This is a genomic window from Micromonospora sp. 050-3, from assembly GCF_046549335.1.
GTDB lineage: Bacteria > Actinomycetota > Actinomycetes > Mycobacteriales > Micromonosporaceae > Micromonospora > Micromonospora trifolii.
Genome location: NZ_JAJPVX010000001.1, coordinates 1,320,919 through 1,338,015, shown reverse-complemented (window position 1 = coordinate 1,338,015; position 17,097 = coordinate 1,320,919). Strand labels below are relative to the sequence as shown.

Sequence of the window (17,097 nt, the reverse complement as noted above, 5' to 3'; positions counted from 1 at the left end):
GCACATCAACGATGTGGATCGATGTTCATCCGGTTGCCGTCAACCCGGCACTGTGGCGCCGTTCCGCGTCGTCTCGACATCGCCCTCGTTTCGGCGGACGTGGGCACACCGGGGCACTTCCCGGGGTGCGAGACCTGCATCCGCGACGATCCAGAGGAGATCGTGTCGATGAAGTTGACGCCGCCGCTACGAATCGCGCTCGCTGTCCTGCTCGCCGGTGGTGTCGTCGCCGTCGGGCCGGCTGCGCCTGCGACCGCGGCACCCACGGATGCCGCGTTCGGGACCAGCACCGGGACGTTGAACGTCAACCGGGCGGCCTACCTGTCGAAGCACGACGTCGTCTACAACCGCCCGAACACCAACCCGCTGCACGGGCTCACCGTCGGCAACGGCCGCACCGGCGCCATGGTGTGGAACGACAACGGTCTGACCGCCCAGGTCTCCGGTGTCGACCTGGCGCAGCAGTCGACCTACGCCGCCGGGCTGGTCAACCTGTACAGCAACCCGCAACTCGACACCGGCTACACCACCTTCCAGCAACGCCTCTCGCTGTACGACGGGACGCTGACCACGAAGTACGACAACAATCGCACCGTCACCGTGCTGGGCGCGCCCAACTCCGAGGTGATGGGCATCCACGTCGAGGACACCCGACCCGGGGTGAGCAGCGTCGGGCTCGACCTGAGCCTGTGGGACATGAACACCGTCCAGAACATCGCGGACGTCCCCGACCTCAACACCTGGCGGACCGCCTCGACCTTCGCCGACGCCAGCGGCGTCGGGTTGAGCCGTGGGCAGACCGACGCGAACAAGTTCGGGTACACCCTCGCGGCAACTGTCGAGGGGGCGTCGTACTCCTCCCAGGTGGTCAACGGCACCCGGGTCCGGCTGACGATCACCCCCACGTCGAGCTACACCGTGTGGTTCACCGCGGCCAGCCGGATCAACTCGCCGGGCCTGAACTCGGTGACCCAGGCGAAGAACCAGTTGGCGGCGGCCAAGGCCGCCGGCTACTCGACCACGTTGAACAACTACCGCAACTGGTGGCACGACTTCTGGGCCAAGTCGTTCGTCCAGTACTCCAACGCCGGCGGCGACGCCGACTACTTGGAGAACGTCTACTACCTGGCGACCTACATGATCGCGGCAGGCGGCTACGGCAACTACCCGTTGCACTTCATCAACGGAGTCTTCCGGGCCACCCAGGACACCTCGAAGTGGAGCAACGGGTACTGGTACTGGAACCAACGGGACGTCTACAACTCGTTCCTGGCCAGCAACCACGTCGACCTGATGGCCGGGTTCAACCGGCTCTACAGCCGCAACCTCTCCGCGCTGAAGACGTACACCACCACCCGGTACGGCAGTGACGGGCTCTGGGTGCCCGAGACGATGGGCTGGGACGGCAACGCCCGGGGCACGATCAACAGCGACTACGTCAACGACACCTACTCGACCGGCACCGAGGCCGCCTACAACATGTACCTGCAGTACCGGTACAGCAACGACGAGTCGTACCTGCGCAACACCGCCTACCCGTACATGCGGGAGGCGGTGAAGTTCTACGAGGACATGCTCGACTACGACAGCGCCACCGGCCGGTGGTACATGGCCAGTTCGAACGCCCACGAGACGTACTGGGACGTCCGCAACGCCATCACCGACCTGGCGGCGGTGCGGCTGCTCTTTCCGCTCACCATCCAGGTGAGCCAGCAACTCGGCGTCGACGCCGGGTTGCGGACCAACTGGCAGACCATCGTCAACAACCTGGCCCCGTACCAGGTGCAGAACGGGGCGTACCTGCCGCACGACCCGCCGGTCGCGCAGACCCGCAACAACGAGAACGTGGCGCTGGAGTTGGCCTGGCCCTACGACCAGACCGGCATCGGCTACCCCGACCAGCAGACCGCCATCACCACCTGGAACGTGCGGCCCCACCCGTACGGCAACGTCTGGTCCAACGACCACGTGCACGCAGCCCGGCTGGGCCTCGGCGACCAGGCGTTCCAGGGCATGCGGACGATGCTGCAGAAGTACCAGAACTACCCGAACGGAATGACCAACAACACCAACGGCGTCTTCGAGTACCTCGGCGTCCACCTGACCGCGATGAACGAGTCGTTGCTCCAGTCGTACAACGACAAGATCCGGGTGTTTCCGGCCGCGCCGACCGACTCCAGCTTCGTCGGGAAGTTCACACTGCTCGCGAAGGACGGGTTCCTGGTCAGCTCGGAGCGCGAGGCCGGCGAGACCAAGTACGTGGGGCTGCGCAGCCAGTACGGCAAGGCGGCCCGGGTGGTGAACCCGTGGGGCGGCCAGGAGGTCCGGGTCCGTCGTGCCTCGGACAACGCCGTGCTGACCACCACGTCGGCCGCCGAGATCAGCTTCGCCACCGCGGCGAACACTGTGTACGTGGTGGAACGCACCGCCAAGCCGCTGTCGGCGTACGCGACCACCACGTTGACCGGCACCGCCAACCAGGGCGAGAAGAGCCTGTCCGGCACCGCCTCGACCCTGGGCCTCGGCGGCGCCGGCGGTGGCGGGCTGGTCAACGACACGATGCTGACCTACGACGCCAACTGGCACCACACCACCGCCCGGGGGTACGGCGACTACAGCGACGACACCCACCACAGCACCACCATCGGCTCGGCGGCCAGCTACACGTTCACCGGCACCGGGGTGGAGTACCTGTCCGAGCGGTTCAGCGACATGGGCAACGTCGACGTCTACCTGGACAACGTGTTCCAGACCAACGTCAACCTGAACGTCGCCGGCGCCCGCCAGGCCCAGCAGGTCGTGTTCCGCAGGACCGGGCTGGGAGGCGGCTCCCACACGATCCGCATCGTCAACAAGACCACCTCCGTGGGCATTGTGGACGCGTTGCGGATCCTCACCGGCAGCACGCCGACGACCGGGGCGGTCGCGCTGCGGGCCCAGGCGAACGGTCGCTACGTCAGCGCCACCAGTGCTGGCGCGGGCAACCTCGTCGCGTCCGCCGCCAGCGTCGGCAGCTCGGAGCAGTTCGAGCAGATCGACCTAGGCGGCGGCACCATCGCCCTGCGGGCCCGGGTCAACAACCAGATCGTCTGCGCCGACAACGCCGGTGCCAACCCGCTGATCGCCAACCGGGCGTCCGCCGGGTCGTGGGAGACCTTCGCCCTGGTCCGCAACACCGACGGTTCGGTCAGCCTGCGGGCGACTGTGAACAACAGATACGTGGTCGCGGAGAACGCCGGGGCCGAGGCGCTGATGGCGAACCGGGACGCGATCGGTCCCTGGGAGAAGTTCGACCTGGTCACCCTCTGACGCCGGAGCCGGCGGGCCTGTGCGGGCCCGCCGGCCGGCCCTGCCGCGCCCTGCCCGTCCACCCCCTCCCACAAGGAGCTCCGCATGCGTAGACGCGCCATCAGCACGCTCGCCGCCGCCATCGTCACCGGACTCACCCTCGCCGCTGGTGCGGCGACGGTGGCCTCGACCCCGGCCGAGGCCGCACCGTTGGGCAAGGTCCTGGTCTTCTCCAAGACCGCCGGCTTCCGGCACTCCTCCATCCCGAACGGCATCGCCGCCATCCAGCAGCTCGGCGCGGCGAACGGCTTCACCGTCACCGCCACCGAGGACGCGGCGACCTTCACCACTGCCAACCTCGCCCAGTACCAGGCGGTGGTCTTCCTCAGCACCACCGGCGACGTGCTCAACGCCGGCCAGCAGAGCGCCTTCGAGGCGTACGTGGCCGGCGGCGGAGGCTTCGTCGGAGTGCACGCCGCCGCCGACACCGAGTACGACTGGCAGTGGTACGGCGGGCTGGTCGGCGGGTACTTCGCCTCGCACCCGGCCACCCAGCAGGCGACAGTGCGGGTCGAGGACCGGGCCAACGCCTCGACCGCGCACCTGCCGTCGACCTGGACCCGCACCGACGAGTGGTACAACTACCGGACCAACCCCCGTTCGGCGGTCAAGGTGCTGGCCAGCCTCGACGAGTCGTCGTACACCGGTGGGTCGATGGGTGGTGACCACCCCATCACCTGGTGCCACAGCTACGGCGGCGGACGGTCCTGGTACACCGGCCTCGGCCACACCGAGCAGAGCTACGCCGACCCGAACTTCACCCGCATGCTGCTGGGCGGCATCCAGGTGGCGGCCGGGGCGGTGGCGGCCGACTGCCGGCCGGAGCCCGGCTACACCCCACTGTTCGACGGCACCCAGGCCAGCCTCGGGCAGTGGCGCCAGGCGGGACCGGGCGGGTTCACGCTCGCCGACGGCACCCTCACGTCGAACGGTGGCATGGGTTTGCTCTGGTACCCGGTGCGCACCTTCGCCAACTACTCGCTCAAGGTCGACTGGATGATGCCGGGCGACGACAACGGTGGGGTCTTCATCGGGTTCCCCGATCCGCAGGGCGACCCGTGGGGCCCGGTCGCCGCCGGTCACGAGATCCAGATCGACGCCACCGACGGCGACCCGACGCGCACCACCGGTAGCGTCTACAGCCTCCAGGCACCCAACCAGGCCGCCCGCGCGGCGGCGCTCAACCCACCCGGCTCCTGGAACACCTACGAGATCGGCGTGCACGGCCAGCGGGTCGAGATCTGGCTCAACGGCGTCAAGATCAACGACTACGTCAGCAGCCGGGCCATCGCCAACGGCTACATCGGGTTGCAGAACGACGGCGCCGGAATGGACATCAACTACCGCAACGTGCGGATCAAGACCGACGGGCCGAGTGAGCCGCCCGCCACCGACCTGGCCCAGGGCCGGCCGGTGACGGCGTCCAGCGTCGAGCCGGGCAGCGCGCACGCCGCGGCCAACGCCGTGGACGGCAACGCAACCACCCGCTGGGGCAGCGCGTACGCCGACCCGCAGTGGATCACCGTCGACCTGGGGGCCACGTACGCGATCAACAGGGTGCGGCTGGCCTGGGAGACGGCCCACGCGCGGGCATACCAGGTCCAGGTGTCGCCGGACAACGTCACCTGGTCGCCGGTGCACACCACGACCACCGGCGACGGCGGCGTCGACGACCTCACTGTCACCGGCACCGGCCGTTACCTGCGGGTGTACGGCACCCAACGCGCCACCCAGTGGGGTTACTCGCTGTGGGACCTCAACGTCTACGGCACCGCCGCCGGTGGCACCCTGCTCTCCCGGGGCAAGCCGGTCACCGCGTCCAGCGTGGAGCCGGGCAGCGCGCACGCGGCGGCCAACGCCGTGGACGGCAACACGACCACCCGCTGGGGCAGCGCGTACGCCGACCCGCAGTGGATCTCGGTGGACCTCGGCGCGTCCCGCACCCTCGACCGGGTCCGGCTGACGTGGGAGGCGGCGTACGCGCGGGCGTACCAGATCCAGGTCTCCCCCGACAACGTCGCCTGGTCGCCGGTACACACCACGACCACCGGCGACGGTGGTGTGGACGACATCGCCCTCTCGGCCACCGGTCGCTACCTGCGCGTCCAGGGCACCCAGCGGGCCCTACCCGCGTACGGCTACTCACTCTGGGAGCTGGAGGTGCACGGCAGTTGAGCGCGAGCCCTAACGCCCGGGCCTGGCTCACACACGGGTAGCGAGGGGACCGGGCCCGCATCTGTCCGGAGCGGTAGCTCGTGTTCCTCAGTGATTGGATCGCGGCCGACTCGGGGGCACAACCGTGCCCCCGAGTCGGCGCGACAATCGGCAGCCTGTTACCGGCGGCCGAGCTTGACGCTCACCTCTGCCACTGGTCAGGCGGGTACGAACTGCCACTGCTGGTTGGTCCCGCTGTTGGCGGTCCACTGCACGACCTGCGCCCCGTCGCTGGTGGAGGCGGCGTAGACGTCGGCTGCCAGTCCGCTGCTGCGGCTGACGATGGTGTAGTAGCCGTCACCGGTGGGCCGCAGGTACCACGACTGGTTGGTGCCGCCGTTTGCCGACCACTGCTGTAGTTGCAGGCCCGTCGTGGTGCTGCCGGCGTTGACGTCGAGCATCTTTCCGGAGGCGGTGTAGCGCAGGGTGTAGGCGTCCTGGTTGGTGCTGATCGTCCAGGTGGGGGTGCCGCTCTGCTGGACGGCTTTGGCGCCGTCGGCGGTCGAGTTGCCGACGATGGCGAGGGGCTTGCCGCTGTTGCGGTTGACGATGCGGTAGGTGCCGGCTGCGGGCCCGGTTCCGCCACTTCCACTGAGGTTCAGGTACTCGACCGCGTCGGTGAAGACGGTGCTGCCGGACTTCGTGGTCGACAGCTGCAGGTACACGCGGCTTCCGGTGGCGGGGGCGGTGAAGGACACCGGTTGGGTCACCCGTGAGCCGAGCGGGATGGTCAGGTTGCTGCTGCCGGACGCGACGACCGCGCCGGTCGGGCTGTCGAGCCGGGCGGTCCAGGCGAAGTTCACCGAGGTATTGGTGAAGTCGTCGTTGAACACGGTGATGTTGCGGGCCACAGTGGCGTTGCGGGCGTAGGTGGGTACCGCCTGCGGCAGCGGGAAGCTGCCGTTCGAGTCCGAATTGCCGGAGGCGGACCAGTACGGGAGGTCGACCGCGGCCACCGGGTTGAACGCCGCCTGCACGCGCTGGATCTGCGGGTTGCTCCACGGGTCGGGCAGGTTGTCGACGCCGTAGATGGGGTGACCACCCTCCTCCGGGGTGAAGTCGGTGCTCCGCACGCCGGGCACGACGCTGGCCCAAGCGGACAGCAGCGTGTACGGGCGCAGGTCGGTGGCGCCCTTGCCGCGCTTGGCCAGGGTTGCCGTGGCGAACCACTCGAAGCCCTGCTTGTTGTTGCATGCCGGCCAGATGTACTCGCCCTCGCCGTCAGGCCGCCCGTTCACGGTGATCAGGCCCTCGCCGTACCTACCGAAGCCGTCGACGTAGTGCGGGATCACCGCGAAGTTGGCGTACGTCATCCCGGGATACAGGCTGACATTTCCGCCGACGCCCACCTCGACAATGATCGGCCGGGTGCCGTCGGCGCCGTTCATCGCCGCGTACAGGTCCTTCTCGAACTGTTCGGAATCCTGGCCGCTCTGGTTCGGCTCGTTGTTCTGACTCCAGCGGATGATCGCGGGGTGGTTGCGGTCGCGCAGGACCAGGGCACGGGCGTGGTTGACCATGTTGTCGCGCCCGACGGAGTTCTGCCACTCCTGGGAGGATTGGGAGCCGCGAATCGCGGTCTCACCGATGATCATCAGGCCCATCTCGTCGGCGACATCCAACATGTACGGGCTCGGGGGCTCCTGGTGGATGCGTACCACGTTGTAGTTCAGCCGCTGGTAGTTGTCCACCGCCTGCGGCCAGCCGCCGTTGCCGGACGACGGGGGCAGGAAGCCGGGCAGGGTGTGGTACGCGTCGCCCTTGCCGCCGTTGTTGATCCGGTCGTAGTCGGCGCCCTGGAGGTTGTCGCCGCGGAAGTTCACGCGCACGCCGTTGAGGTAGTAGTAGTCACCGTTCTGGGTGGCCTCCCGGAACCCGAACCGGTACTCGGCGTCGCTCGTCCGGCCGTCGTCGGTGACGGCATGCACCGTCAGCCCGTGCAGTTGCGCCCGGTACCCCGACCGGTACGGCACGTTGGGCCACCAGTACGAGGTGCTGTCGAGGTTCCACGCGACCGGCCCGACGGTCACGGTCGCGGTCGAGCGGGCCGCCACGGTGACCGTGCGGCTGGGCAGTGCCGGGTAGCTGAAAGCCGTTCCGTTGTTGGACGACAGCGACCCGGTCAACGTCACCGACCGCGAACTGCCCGACGTGTTACGCACCGTCACGTCGTAGGTCAGCGTCTTGTTCGCCACCGACGTACGCACGAATGTGTCGCTGACGTACACCGCCGGGTACACCCGCAGGAACGCGGACCCGAAGATCCCCTGCGGTATCGCCTCGGACCACGTTGCGGCGTCGGGCACCAGGTACCGGCCGTTGGATGCCTTCAACGCGCCGCGGCCCTTCACGTTCACGGTGATCGTGTGGGTGGTGCCGGGCGCCGCGTATGCGCTGATGTCGAAGTTCGACGGGGTGAACGCCGTCGTCTGGGTGGCGACCACGCGGCCGTCGACCGACAATGTCGCCTGGTGATTGACGGCGCCGAACTCGATCCAGGTCGACTGCGGCTGCCCCGAGTCCGGCACCGTGATGCTGCGCGAGTACACCGCCTCGTTCACGTCGGTGAAACCCTGCTTGTACCAGCCGCCACCGGGTACCGCGATCGTGGTCGCCCCCCGACCCGCGGGCGTGAAGTTCCACGTCCCGGCCAGGTCGACCGAGGCGATCGCGGCGTTGCCGGCCGCCACACCGTCAACACCGGCGGCCGCGACACTCTGCGGCGCGACCGGCGCGGCCAGGGCCGACCCGTGGATCGCCAGGGCCACGCTCGCGGCGACCACGGCTACGGCCAGACCTCCAGCCGCTGCCGGCAACCAGCCGCGCCGACGGGCGTTCGAACGATGCATGCCAACCTCCTGTGACTCATCCGCCAGCTCGCCAACACCGTTCAGCGCACAGCCTCATGGCCGAAAGTCGAACCGGTTCGACGGATCTGCCGGCGTCGCCGACCACCCGGGAAGGGTGATTACGGCCCGATACATAGGTATGTATTAATGGGCGCGTCGCGCGTGAAGTCAAGGTTTCAAGACGGTTACTTCCTGCTCATGACGCCTCGCAGGCTTCGAGTGACCGCCGATGAGCACGACCCTTCCGGAGTACTAGGGCATCGCGCTCAGGCATTCCATGTCACCGGCTCACCGACGCGCGCCGATCGATTAGCGAATCGATTCGCCTCTGCGGCACCCGGCCGCGCGACACGTCGAAGGCGTGGACAGCACTGCGGTCCTCGGCGAAGGCGGCGGGCGGCCCGGCCTGACCTGTTCGGTTCCAAACTGGGGTCAGGGTGTTGGCAAGGAACGTGCTTCGCCAGCGTCACGGACGGGTTACGGGATCTTGATGGCGAGTGTCTGATTGCGCAGACATGACTGCGCAATCATAGAGGACTATGGCCGGCGATGGGAGGTGCCGTGACGCGACTGGCGAGGCCGGGTGGAAGCCCTTCGACGCCGCGCAGCGTGGACGTCGCGCGGCTGGCCGGCGTCTCCCAGAAGACGGTGTCCAGGGTCCTCAACGACGAGCCGTATGTCTCGGCCGACGTGCGCCGGCGGGTCCTGGACGCCGCCGCGGAGCTCGGCTACCGGCGCAACCAGGCGGCCCGGGCGCTGGCCTCCGGGCGGACCCGGTCGATCGGCGTGGTGACGCTCGGCAGCGCCCTGTACGGGCCGGCGTCGTGGCTCATGGGCATCGAGCGGACGGTCCGGGAGGTGGGCTACACGCTGCGGGTGGCCACCACGATCGAGGGCGACCCGGGCGGCATCGCGAGCGCCCTGGCGTCGCTGCTGGACCAGGGCGTGGACGGCGTCGTCATCTCCGAGCCGATCGACGAGGGCGTCGGCCTCATCGGCGTGGACGTGCCGGTCCTGGTCCTCGGCGCGCCGCCCACCTTCGCCGCGCCGCAGGTGGTGACCGCCAGGGTCGGCGCGGGCCGGCTTGCGCGGGCCGTGACCGAGCACCTGCTGGAGTTGGGGCACGCGACCGTCCATCACCTGGCCGGCCCGCAGCGGTGGTATTCGGCACGGGACCGTCTCGCCGGCTGGCGCGAGGCGCTGCGAGCCCACGGCGCGCACGAGCCGCCGGTCGTCGAGGGCGACTGGTCGGCCGCGTCCGGCTACGCGGCGGGCCGGGAACTGGCCGGCGACGGCACCGTGACCGCGGTGTTCGCCGCGAACGACGAGATGGCGATCGGTCTCATCCGCGCGCAGCTCGAGGCCGGGCGCCGGGTGCCCGAGGACATCAGCGTCGTCGGGTTCGACGACATCCCGGTCGCCGCCTACGTCACTCCCCCGCTCACCACCGTGCGGCAGCCGTTCGACGAGGTCGCACGGCAGGGCCTCGCGCTGCTGGTACAGGTCATCGAGAAGCCGGACGTCGAGCTCCCACCGGCGGCCGACCAACCGGTCGAGCTCGTCGTCCGCGCCTCGACGGCGCCACCACTGCCCCGGCCGATCGTTATCGATCACCGCCACGGGGTGACCTCACCGGCCACCCACGACTTCTGAAACACGCCTCAGCGCAGTTCCACGATCCTGGCCCTGGTGTTGGCTGGGGCTTCGGGGTGTCCGCGCTCGACGTCGGCCCGGACATCGGCGACGGTCTTGCCGGCCAGCTCCCGCCGCCAGGCCAGGTCGGCGCCCCGCATCGCCTGGGCGAACGCGCAGGACTGTCGATAGTCGACGCCCGCGTGTTCGCCCGGGCCCTTGCGGAGGATCTGGTCGCACTGGAACAGCTCCTCCGGGCCCTCGATCGCGGCCACGATGTCCAGCAGAGAGATCGCCGCCGGGGTCCGGGCCAGTTGGAAGCCGCCGCGCGGCCCGGAGGTCGACGTGAGGATCCCGGCCCGGGCCAGGGCCTGGAGCTGCTTGTTCAGGTACGCCGGTGGCAGCTCGTAGAAGGCGGCGAGGGTGCTGGTCGGCACCGGGGCGTCCAGCCAGCTCAGATTGAGGCACGTGTGGAGGGCCCATTCGACGCCCTGACTCATCCGCATGATCCTGGACTCTACATGTCCAGAATCTGGGACACCGACCCTGATCACTGGCGCCGACTGATTCTGGACATCTAGTGTCTAGGAACCGATGAACGACCAAGGAGCCGACAATGACTTTGGTACGCGCAGCCCAGGCCGAGGTTCTCGACAGGGACCCGGCCAGCGTGATCACGCTGCTCCTCGACCCCGAGCACACCGGCGGTGCCCTGACCAGCAACCGCACAGTGCTCAAGCACGGCACCGACGGTGCGCCGCCACACCTGCACACCCACTCCGGTGAGCTGTTCTTCGTGCTCGACGGCGCCCTCGAGATGCTCGTCGACGACGAGGTGCACACCCTACACAAGGGAGACGCGCTCTTCGTCCCGCCGAAGACCCCGCACGCCTTCGCCCCCGCCGAGGGCCAGGACGCCGATTTTCTCGTCGTGATCACCCCCGGCAAGCCACGGTTCGACTACTACCGACTGCTCGACAAGGTGCACCAGGGCGAAGCCACCTGGCAGGACGTCGAAGAAACCCAGGACCGGTACGACAACCACTACGTGGACAGCCCGTTGTGGGCCGGCCGACGAGGCTGACCGGCGCGACCTGTCAATGCGGTTGCCCCGTCGGCGCGGGTGATCCACACCGACGGGGCAACGCATGTCGCGGGGCGCTACCTCTTGGCGATCCTGATCGTCGCCGTGCGGTAGTTGTTGCGCTTGTCGTTCTTCGTCGGGTCGTAGTTCTTCTCGATGTTGCCGGCGCTGTCGACCGAGAACCAGTTGAACGTCGTCGTCTCGGTCACGTGGAACACCTGCCCCGGCTCACGGAACTCGGTCGCCTCGTAGCGGGGCGACTCGAGCGTGGGCCGGCTGCCGTCGGTCGTGTAGTAGATGGTCGCCGGCTCACTGGTCTCGAAGCGCACGTCGACAGGCCGGGAGTAGCGCCCCGCACCCGGGACAAGCTGGGACGTCGGGTTCTTCCTGTCCCTGCCCCAGTCGGCAGCGACCCGGAACATCTCCATGATCCCGTTGGCGTACTCCATCGTCTCGGCGTGGCCACTGACGAGTTCGGGGTTCCCGTCCCACTCCGGCTGGAACGAACCGCCCTGCCAATCGCCGGTGGCCGGGTTGTAGACCGAGCCGCCGACCTCCCAGCCGAACGCGTAGATCCCGTAGGTGTGGTACAGGTCCTCGCGTACGTTGCCCGCCGAGGAGTAGAGGACGTCGGACGAGCCGCCGACGTTCTCCGGCGTGACGACGGTTTCCCGGTGCGCCTTGACCTGCGACAGGATCCGGGCGGCGGACTGCCAGTAGAACGCCTCGTCACCCAGCGGCGGACGCGGCGTGGTGATCCGGCCGTCCGCGATGTAGGCGCCGGGCTGCCAGAAGAGTTGGCCGCCGTTGGAGTGCACCGACATCATGAACTTGATGTTCTTGTACTTCTCGACCAGCCAGATGATGTTCTTCGACTCGGGCTCGGACAGCTCCTCGGGCCCCTGGTAGGTGCCACTGACGCAGTTGGTCGACCCTCCCGCGTAGCCGTCGTGGCCCGACCCGACCCGGTAGTTCCGGTTCAGGTCGACGCCCCAGGAGTTCCGCTGCGCCGGGTCGGCGCTCGCGTCCGGGCAGTGGTTGGTCATGTTCTTCCGCTGCGAGGCGAAGTTGTAGAAGCTGTAGTTCGCCCCGTCGGGGTTGTTGGACAGGATGAAGAAGACGTCGGTGTTCTCGACGATCTTCTTCGTCTCCCGGTCGGACCGGTAGTTGTGCACCAGACGTTCGGCCGACTCCAGGCTGGTAGTCGCCGGCACCCACTCGCGGGCGTGGTCCTGCGCCTGGATGAGGACACCAGGCTTCTTACCGTCACGATGCTTGCCGATCCGCAGGACCGGGATCGTCGCGGGGCCTCGCGGCACCTCGCCCTCCGGTGCTCCGACGCGCTTCTGGTCGAGGAAGTCGGTCAGCGCGACCGGTCCGGCCGTCGGAGCGACGATGCCGGTGCCCTCGTTGGTGCGGTACGGGTGCGCCCGGTCGATGAGCCCCGCAGAGCGGGTCCGTAGCGCCTCGGCCACCTCGGCGGCCGTGCTCGTCGGCGCACCCGAGGCGTCAGTGGCGAGCAGGACACGGACCGCCTTGCCGGTCACCTCGACTGCCAGCGGGAGATCCGGGTCGGGCCGGTCCACGAAGTCCACTGTGACGTCGTTGCCGCCCTGGTGACCCCACGCGGTCGAGGAGACGACGACCGCCGCCTGCCCGGTGCCGCCGATCTGGGCCTGCGCCTTGCGTTGGTACCCGTTCGTCTGGTTCGGCAGGTAGACGATCTCGGCGATGTCCGGGTACTGACGGGCAATCTCCTTGGCGCGGCTGTAGAGCTGCTGCGGGTGCCGGTAGCCGTCCACGAAGTCCGACTTGTAGGACGGGTTCTCCGTCAGTGGCGGTGGGGCGTCCTCCAGCCAGTTGGAGACGACGCCGGTCGCGACGCCACCGGTGGAACTCGTCAGCTTGATCTTGTTGGGGCGTACGTCGAGCTTGAACAGGTTCCGGTGGAACATGTACTGCCCCGAGTCGACGAACCTGCTCATCGTCCTGGCGAAGCCGAACGCCGTGCCCTTCCCCGAGTCGTTCTCCAGCTGCATCCCGACGATCGGGTCCTCCTGCTGCCCCTCGGTGGTCCGCGCCTCGACGTAGAGGAAGCCCTGACCCTTGGTGGTGAACCAGTCGGCGCGGACGACGCGTACCGTCGCGTCGTGGCTCGCCGGCTGGGCCGCCCGCGCGCTGGCCGCGCCGATGCCAAGGCCGCCGTCGGCCTCGTCGCTCCAGGCGAAGCCCGCGTCGTCGCCGAGCACCTCGACGCCCATCGCCGTGAGTTCGGTGACCTGCTCGGCGGTCACCACCGCTTCGCCCTCGATGCCGTTCGGCACGCGCCGGAGGCCGTGTTCGAGGTCGAAACCGGCCGCGGCGACCTTGTCCAGCATGTCGGCGCCGGTCAGCCTGACGTGTACGAGGCGTACCGACTCACGATCCTCATGCTGGGATCGGCTGGCGGCGGCTGACGGCCCCGTGGGATCCGCGCCCGCAGGGCCGGTCGTCACGAGGATGCTGCCCACCAGGGTGGACAGCGCGAACAGCGCGATGCGCCGTTGTGATCGCCGCATTCCCCCTCCTTCTGCCTACGACGGGTGATTGCCGGCGGACCGGTCCGGTGAGCGTATGTGCGTTCGCAGCTCCAGTGGTTCACGTCGATCGAATTTGAGCATTCCTTGAGGCGACCGTCGCCGGCACCCCGCGCCGCCGTGTCCGTACCCAGGGAGCCTGTCCCCCGGTAGAGGGAGCGCTTCCCCATCTGTCGGGGAGGAAAGCTGATCCGCAGCCGGCGATCGTTGGTCCATGGCTGTCGTTGAAGTACCGACCCGCGCCAGACCGTGGGCGCTGGCGTGTGCCGTGTTCGTCGTCGCCGCGGTGGCTCAGCGGCTCTACTGGATCGCGGGTGGCCGGTGGGGGTACACCGCCTGCGACCGCACCGATCTGGTCGATCCGGCGGGCGGGTGCGGTGCGGACCAGGTCGTGGCGTTGCCGTTCTGGTCGGGGTGGGGCGCGGTGGGAGTCGGCGTCGCCCTCGCGGTGGTGCTCGGGTGCACGGTCCGGTTTCCCGGCAGCCGGGCGACCGCCGGCAGCTGGGCTGCAGCGGCGCTGCTCCTGGTGGCCGCGTTCCCGCTGCACCTGCTCTTCGAGATCCCGGCGGCACTGGCGGGGCGGCCCTCGGACTGGCGTGACCTCGGAGCCCGGCTCGTTCTACTGGCCGGTGGCGTCCTGTTCGCCGGTCTCGCGAACGCATCCGGGCCCCGGCGCGGACCGGCCACCGCCGGCTACCGGCCGGTGCCGCTGTGGACGCGCCGCTGGGCGTATGTCGCTGTCGCACTGCCCGTGGCCGGCTGGGCCCTGCCCCACTCGCTGTGGGTGCTCGGCGTTCCCGTCGGAATCTCCGAGCGGGAACTGAACGACATCGAGCAGAACCTCTCCACGGCGACCGGGTTGGCGATCACGCTCGTCCCGCCGCTCGCCGGCCTGCTCGTTCTCGGGCTGGTACAGCGGTGGGGGCAGCAGTTTCCGCGCTGGGTGCCGGGACTGCACGGTCGACAGGTCCCCCGACGGCTGGCGGTGATTCCGGCCGGCGTGGTGGCGCTCACGCTTGTCACCTACGGCGTGCTGAGCATCGCGGTGCTCGTCGGCCGACTACTCACCGGTGACACGCGCTGGTCCGACGTGTGGGACGGATGGGCCGTCACCGCCACGCTGCTGGTGTTCCTCGGCTGGGGAGTGTCGTTGGCCGTCACCACCGCCGGCTACGCCCTCGCCACCTCGACCGATGCCCCCATGACCGCCTCTCAGGATCGGAGCGTCCATGAACCCCACTGACGCTGCCCGCGTCTCGACCGCCGCCCCGCCGCCCTGGGCGATCTGGGCCGCCTACGCCGTCCCGCTCTGCGTCCTGCCGTCCGCGCTCTGGCGACTGTCGTTGGTGTTCACCGACGATGGCACCACGCACTGGTACATGGTCTTCCTGTCCGCGCTGTCGATGGGACTGGCCCTGTTGACACTCGGGCTGGTGCACCGGTGGGGACAGCGAGTTCCGCACTGGGTACCCGGCGTCGGTGGCCGTCCCATCCCGGCGCGTCCGGTCGTTCGCGTGGCGCTGACCGGCGGCTGGTTGCTCGTCGCGATCTGCGTGTACTTCCTCCTCAACAACAGGTTCCATCTCGTGCAGAGCGGCTGGGTGGGCATCGGAGAGGACGAACCGGTGCACCCGACTCCCGGTTGGGAGGTGCTCCGCTACTACGCCCCCATGCTCGCGTGGGGCCCGCTCGTCATAGCCGTGGCCGTCGACTACCGCCGGCGCGCAGCCAATTTTCGAGGACTGGAGAGGCCATGAGAATCCGCAGGTTGCTTGTCGCCATGCTCGCCGGGGTCGTGGCGGTAGTCGGTGCCCCGGTGTCGGCGCAGGCCGACGATCAGGACCCACCCGAGGTGCCCGCCACGCCGGGTGCGTGGATCGCCGGCATCGGCGGCTTCGTCTACAACGAGCCCGGGTTGGTCGATCATCAGATCCGGTTCGGGGTCCTGGGTTGGGTCGACCGCCACGGGACAGGCCACGGCGTGTTCCGCTTCCGGCACGCGCTGCCCGACGGGAGCGTGGCGAGCGAGGGGCAGGCCGAGGTGACGTGCGTCAGCGTGGTGGGCGACACCGCACTGGTAACCGCTGTCGTCCCGGCAGGCGGCAGCCCGATGGTCAACCACGTCTTCGCTATCAAGATCATTGAGGGCGGTCCGGGTCGAGCCGACCAGATCGAGACGCTCCAGGCCGGCGGCGATCCGACCAGACCCGCCACGCGGTACTGCATCGACACCGCGCCGTACAACCTTTCCCGCTACCCGGTCCGGCCCGGCGGCTACGCGTTCGGGTCGTGACGTTCCAAAGCGATATCGCGCCTGCGGGAGCGGGGCGTCCGGTCCTATCCTTGCGCGGTGTCGTACGCCGATCTCACTGTCGCGCAGTGGAACAACCTCTCCGATGGTGCCGCGCGCCGCCTCGCCGAGGATATCGCCGACCGGCACGGTCTGACCGTGCCGGTCGGCCTTCAGGACACTGTGTACGCGGGGCGCTCGCACCGGGTGGCGCTGTTCGAGCGGGACGGGATGCGGTTCGCTCTGGTGCCCGGCGGCCGACCGACGCTCGGTCACGATGCGGCCCGTTTCCGGCCCACGTCGGACCAGCTGGCCAGCTACGCCGACAGCGCCGCGGAGTACGGCCTTCCACAGTTGGCCGAGTACGTCGACGCGATGACCTCGCCGGCGCGCAGCGTCGAGCTGCCAGCGATGCTGGTCGCTGTGGAGGCGATCGACCCGTGCGAGGTCACGCTGGCGCCGGACGACCCCCGGGTGCTCAAACTCATCGCGTCGGAGGGTGCTCAGCTCGACGGGGTGAGCCAGTTCCGGTCCGCCGGTGGGCTGATCGTCGAGTTCGACCGGACCGGGCAGGTGACGACGGCCCAAGCGACCACTGACGTGTCCTATGACGCGGCGATGGCCCAGCTCGCAGGCGCCGGCCTGCGGACGACGACAGCTGATGAGTGGGAGTGGGCATGCGGAGCGGGGGCGGCGACTCTGTTCCGCTGGGGCGATGACTGCCCCAACGACGGCTACCCGTTCGACCACAAGACCGGGGTGCACCGCGAGACCAACCTGTGGGGGTTGACGATCGGGCAGGATCCGTACCAGCACGAGGCGACCACCGAGCGCACCATCGTGTGCGGCGGCGATGGCGGCAGCACCACCTGCGGAGGCAGCGGCTTCTTCCTGGGGTGGCTCGCCCTCGCGACCGCCTACCGGGACGAGGATTTCGGCCAGTGGCTCGCCTCTGACGACGGGTACGCCGAAGAGATCCTGACCCGGCCCGTCCTGGAACTGAGCTGAGCCCACAACCGCTGACCGCTTCGCAGCGGCAGTTCCGCGCAGCCGGTGCCCCAAAGAGCGCGGGCCTCGACGAGATTGCCTAGTGCACGCTTGACG

General features: G+C 69.0%; 11 protein-coding genes. 8 read left to right on the top strand and 3 right to left on the bottom strand.

Annotated features, from left to right (window positions below):
- The first annotated feature begins 168 nt into the window (after window positions 1-168).
- Window positions 169-3,309, top strand: a complete 3,141-nt coding sequence (locus ACLJOK_RS06190) for a glycosyl hydrolase family 95 catalytic domain-containing protein (RefSeq protein WP_410816729.1) — start codon at window positions 169-171, stop codon at window positions 3,307-3,309.
- Between the two features lie 84 nt (window positions 3,310-3,393).
- Window positions 3,394-5,523, top strand: coding sequence for a ThuA domain-containing protein (locus ACLJOK_RS06185; RefSeq protein WP_410816727.1), 2,130 nt, complete (start codon window positions 3,394-3,396; stop codon window positions 5,521-5,523).
- Between the two features lie 197 nt (window positions 5,524-5,720).
- Here ACLJOK_RS06185 and ACLJOK_RS06180 read toward each other — a convergent pair whose 3' ends face one another.
- Window positions 5,721-8,411, bottom strand: a complete 2,691-nt coding sequence (locus tag ACLJOK_RS06180) for an RICIN domain-containing protein (RefSeq protein WP_410816726.1) — start codon at window positions 8,409-8,411, stop codon at window positions 5,721-5,723.
- Between the two features lie 561 nt (window positions 8,412-8,972).
- On the opposite strand from ACLJOK_RS06180, the gene ACLJOK_RS06175 reads away from it, so the two are divergent.
- Window positions 8,973-10,064, top strand: a complete 1,092-nt coding sequence (locus ACLJOK_RS06175; protein ID WP_410816724.1) for a LacI family DNA-binding transcriptional regulator — start codon at window positions 8,973-8,975, stop codon at window positions 10,062-10,064.
- 8 nt (window positions 10,065-10,072) lie between these two features.
- Here ACLJOK_RS06175 and ACLJOK_RS06170 read toward each other — a convergent pair whose 3' ends face one another.
- Window positions 10,073-10,549 (bottom strand): RrF2 family transcriptional regulator, encoded by a 477-nt coding sequence (locus ACLJOK_RS06170; RefSeq protein ID WP_410816723.1) that lies wholly within the window; start codon window positions 10,547-10,549, stop codon window positions 10,073-10,075.
- 110 nt (window positions 10,550-10,659) lie between these two features.
- Here ACLJOK_RS06170 and ACLJOK_RS06165 point away from each other — a divergent pair, with 110 nt between their 5' ends.
- The gene (locus ACLJOK_RS06165; RefSeq protein WP_410816721.1) at window positions 10,660-11,127 is read left to right on the top strand and encodes a cupin domain-containing protein; all 468 of its coding nucleotides are present in this window, start codon (window positions 10,660-10,662) and stop codon (window positions 11,125-11,127) included.
- 77 nt (window positions 11,128-11,204) lie between these two features.
- Here ACLJOK_RS06165 and ACLJOK_RS06160 read toward each other — a convergent pair whose 3' ends face one another.
- Window positions 11,205-13,685 (bottom strand): M14 family zinc carboxypeptidase, encoded by a 2,481-nt coding sequence (locus tag ACLJOK_RS06160; RefSeq protein WP_410816719.1) that lies wholly within the window; start codon window positions 13,683-13,685, stop codon window positions 11,205-11,207.
- A gap of 232 nt (window positions 13,686-13,917) precedes the next feature.
- On the opposite strand from ACLJOK_RS06160, the gene ACLJOK_RS06155 reads away from it, so the two are divergent.
- The 4 genes from ACLJOK_RS06155 to ACLJOK_RS06140 are packed head-to-tail and all read left to right on the top strand — an operon-like array spanning window position 13,918 to window position 17,001.
- Complete coding sequence (locus ACLJOK_RS06155; protein ID WP_410816718.1) at window positions 13,918-14,946, top strand: hypothetical protein; 1,029 nt, start codon at window positions 13,918-13,920, stop codon at window positions 14,944-14,946.
- Window positions 14,933-15,460: a hypothetical protein gene (locus tag ACLJOK_RS06150; protein ID WP_410816716.1), complete on the top strand. Its 528-nt coding sequence runs from the start codon at window positions 14,933-14,935 to the stop codon at window positions 15,458-15,460. Before ACLJOK_RS06155 ends, ACLJOK_RS06150 begins: the two co-directional genes overlap by 14 nt.
- Window positions 15,457-15,996 carry a hypothetical protein gene (locus ACLJOK_RS06145; RefSeq protein WP_410816715.1) on the top strand — a complete coding sequence of 180 codons (540 nt, stop codon included), beginning with the start codon at window positions 15,457-15,459 and terminating at the stop codon, window positions 15,994-15,996. Before ACLJOK_RS06150 ends, ACLJOK_RS06145 begins: the two co-directional genes overlap by 4 nt.
- Window positions 15,997-16,053: 57 nt before the next feature.
- Window positions 16,054-17,001 (top strand): hypothetical protein, encoded by a 948-nt coding sequence (locus ACLJOK_RS06140; RefSeq protein WP_410816713.1) that lies wholly within the window; start codon window positions 16,054-16,056, stop codon window positions 16,999-17,001.
- Window positions 17,002-17,097 lie beyond the last annotated feature (96 nt).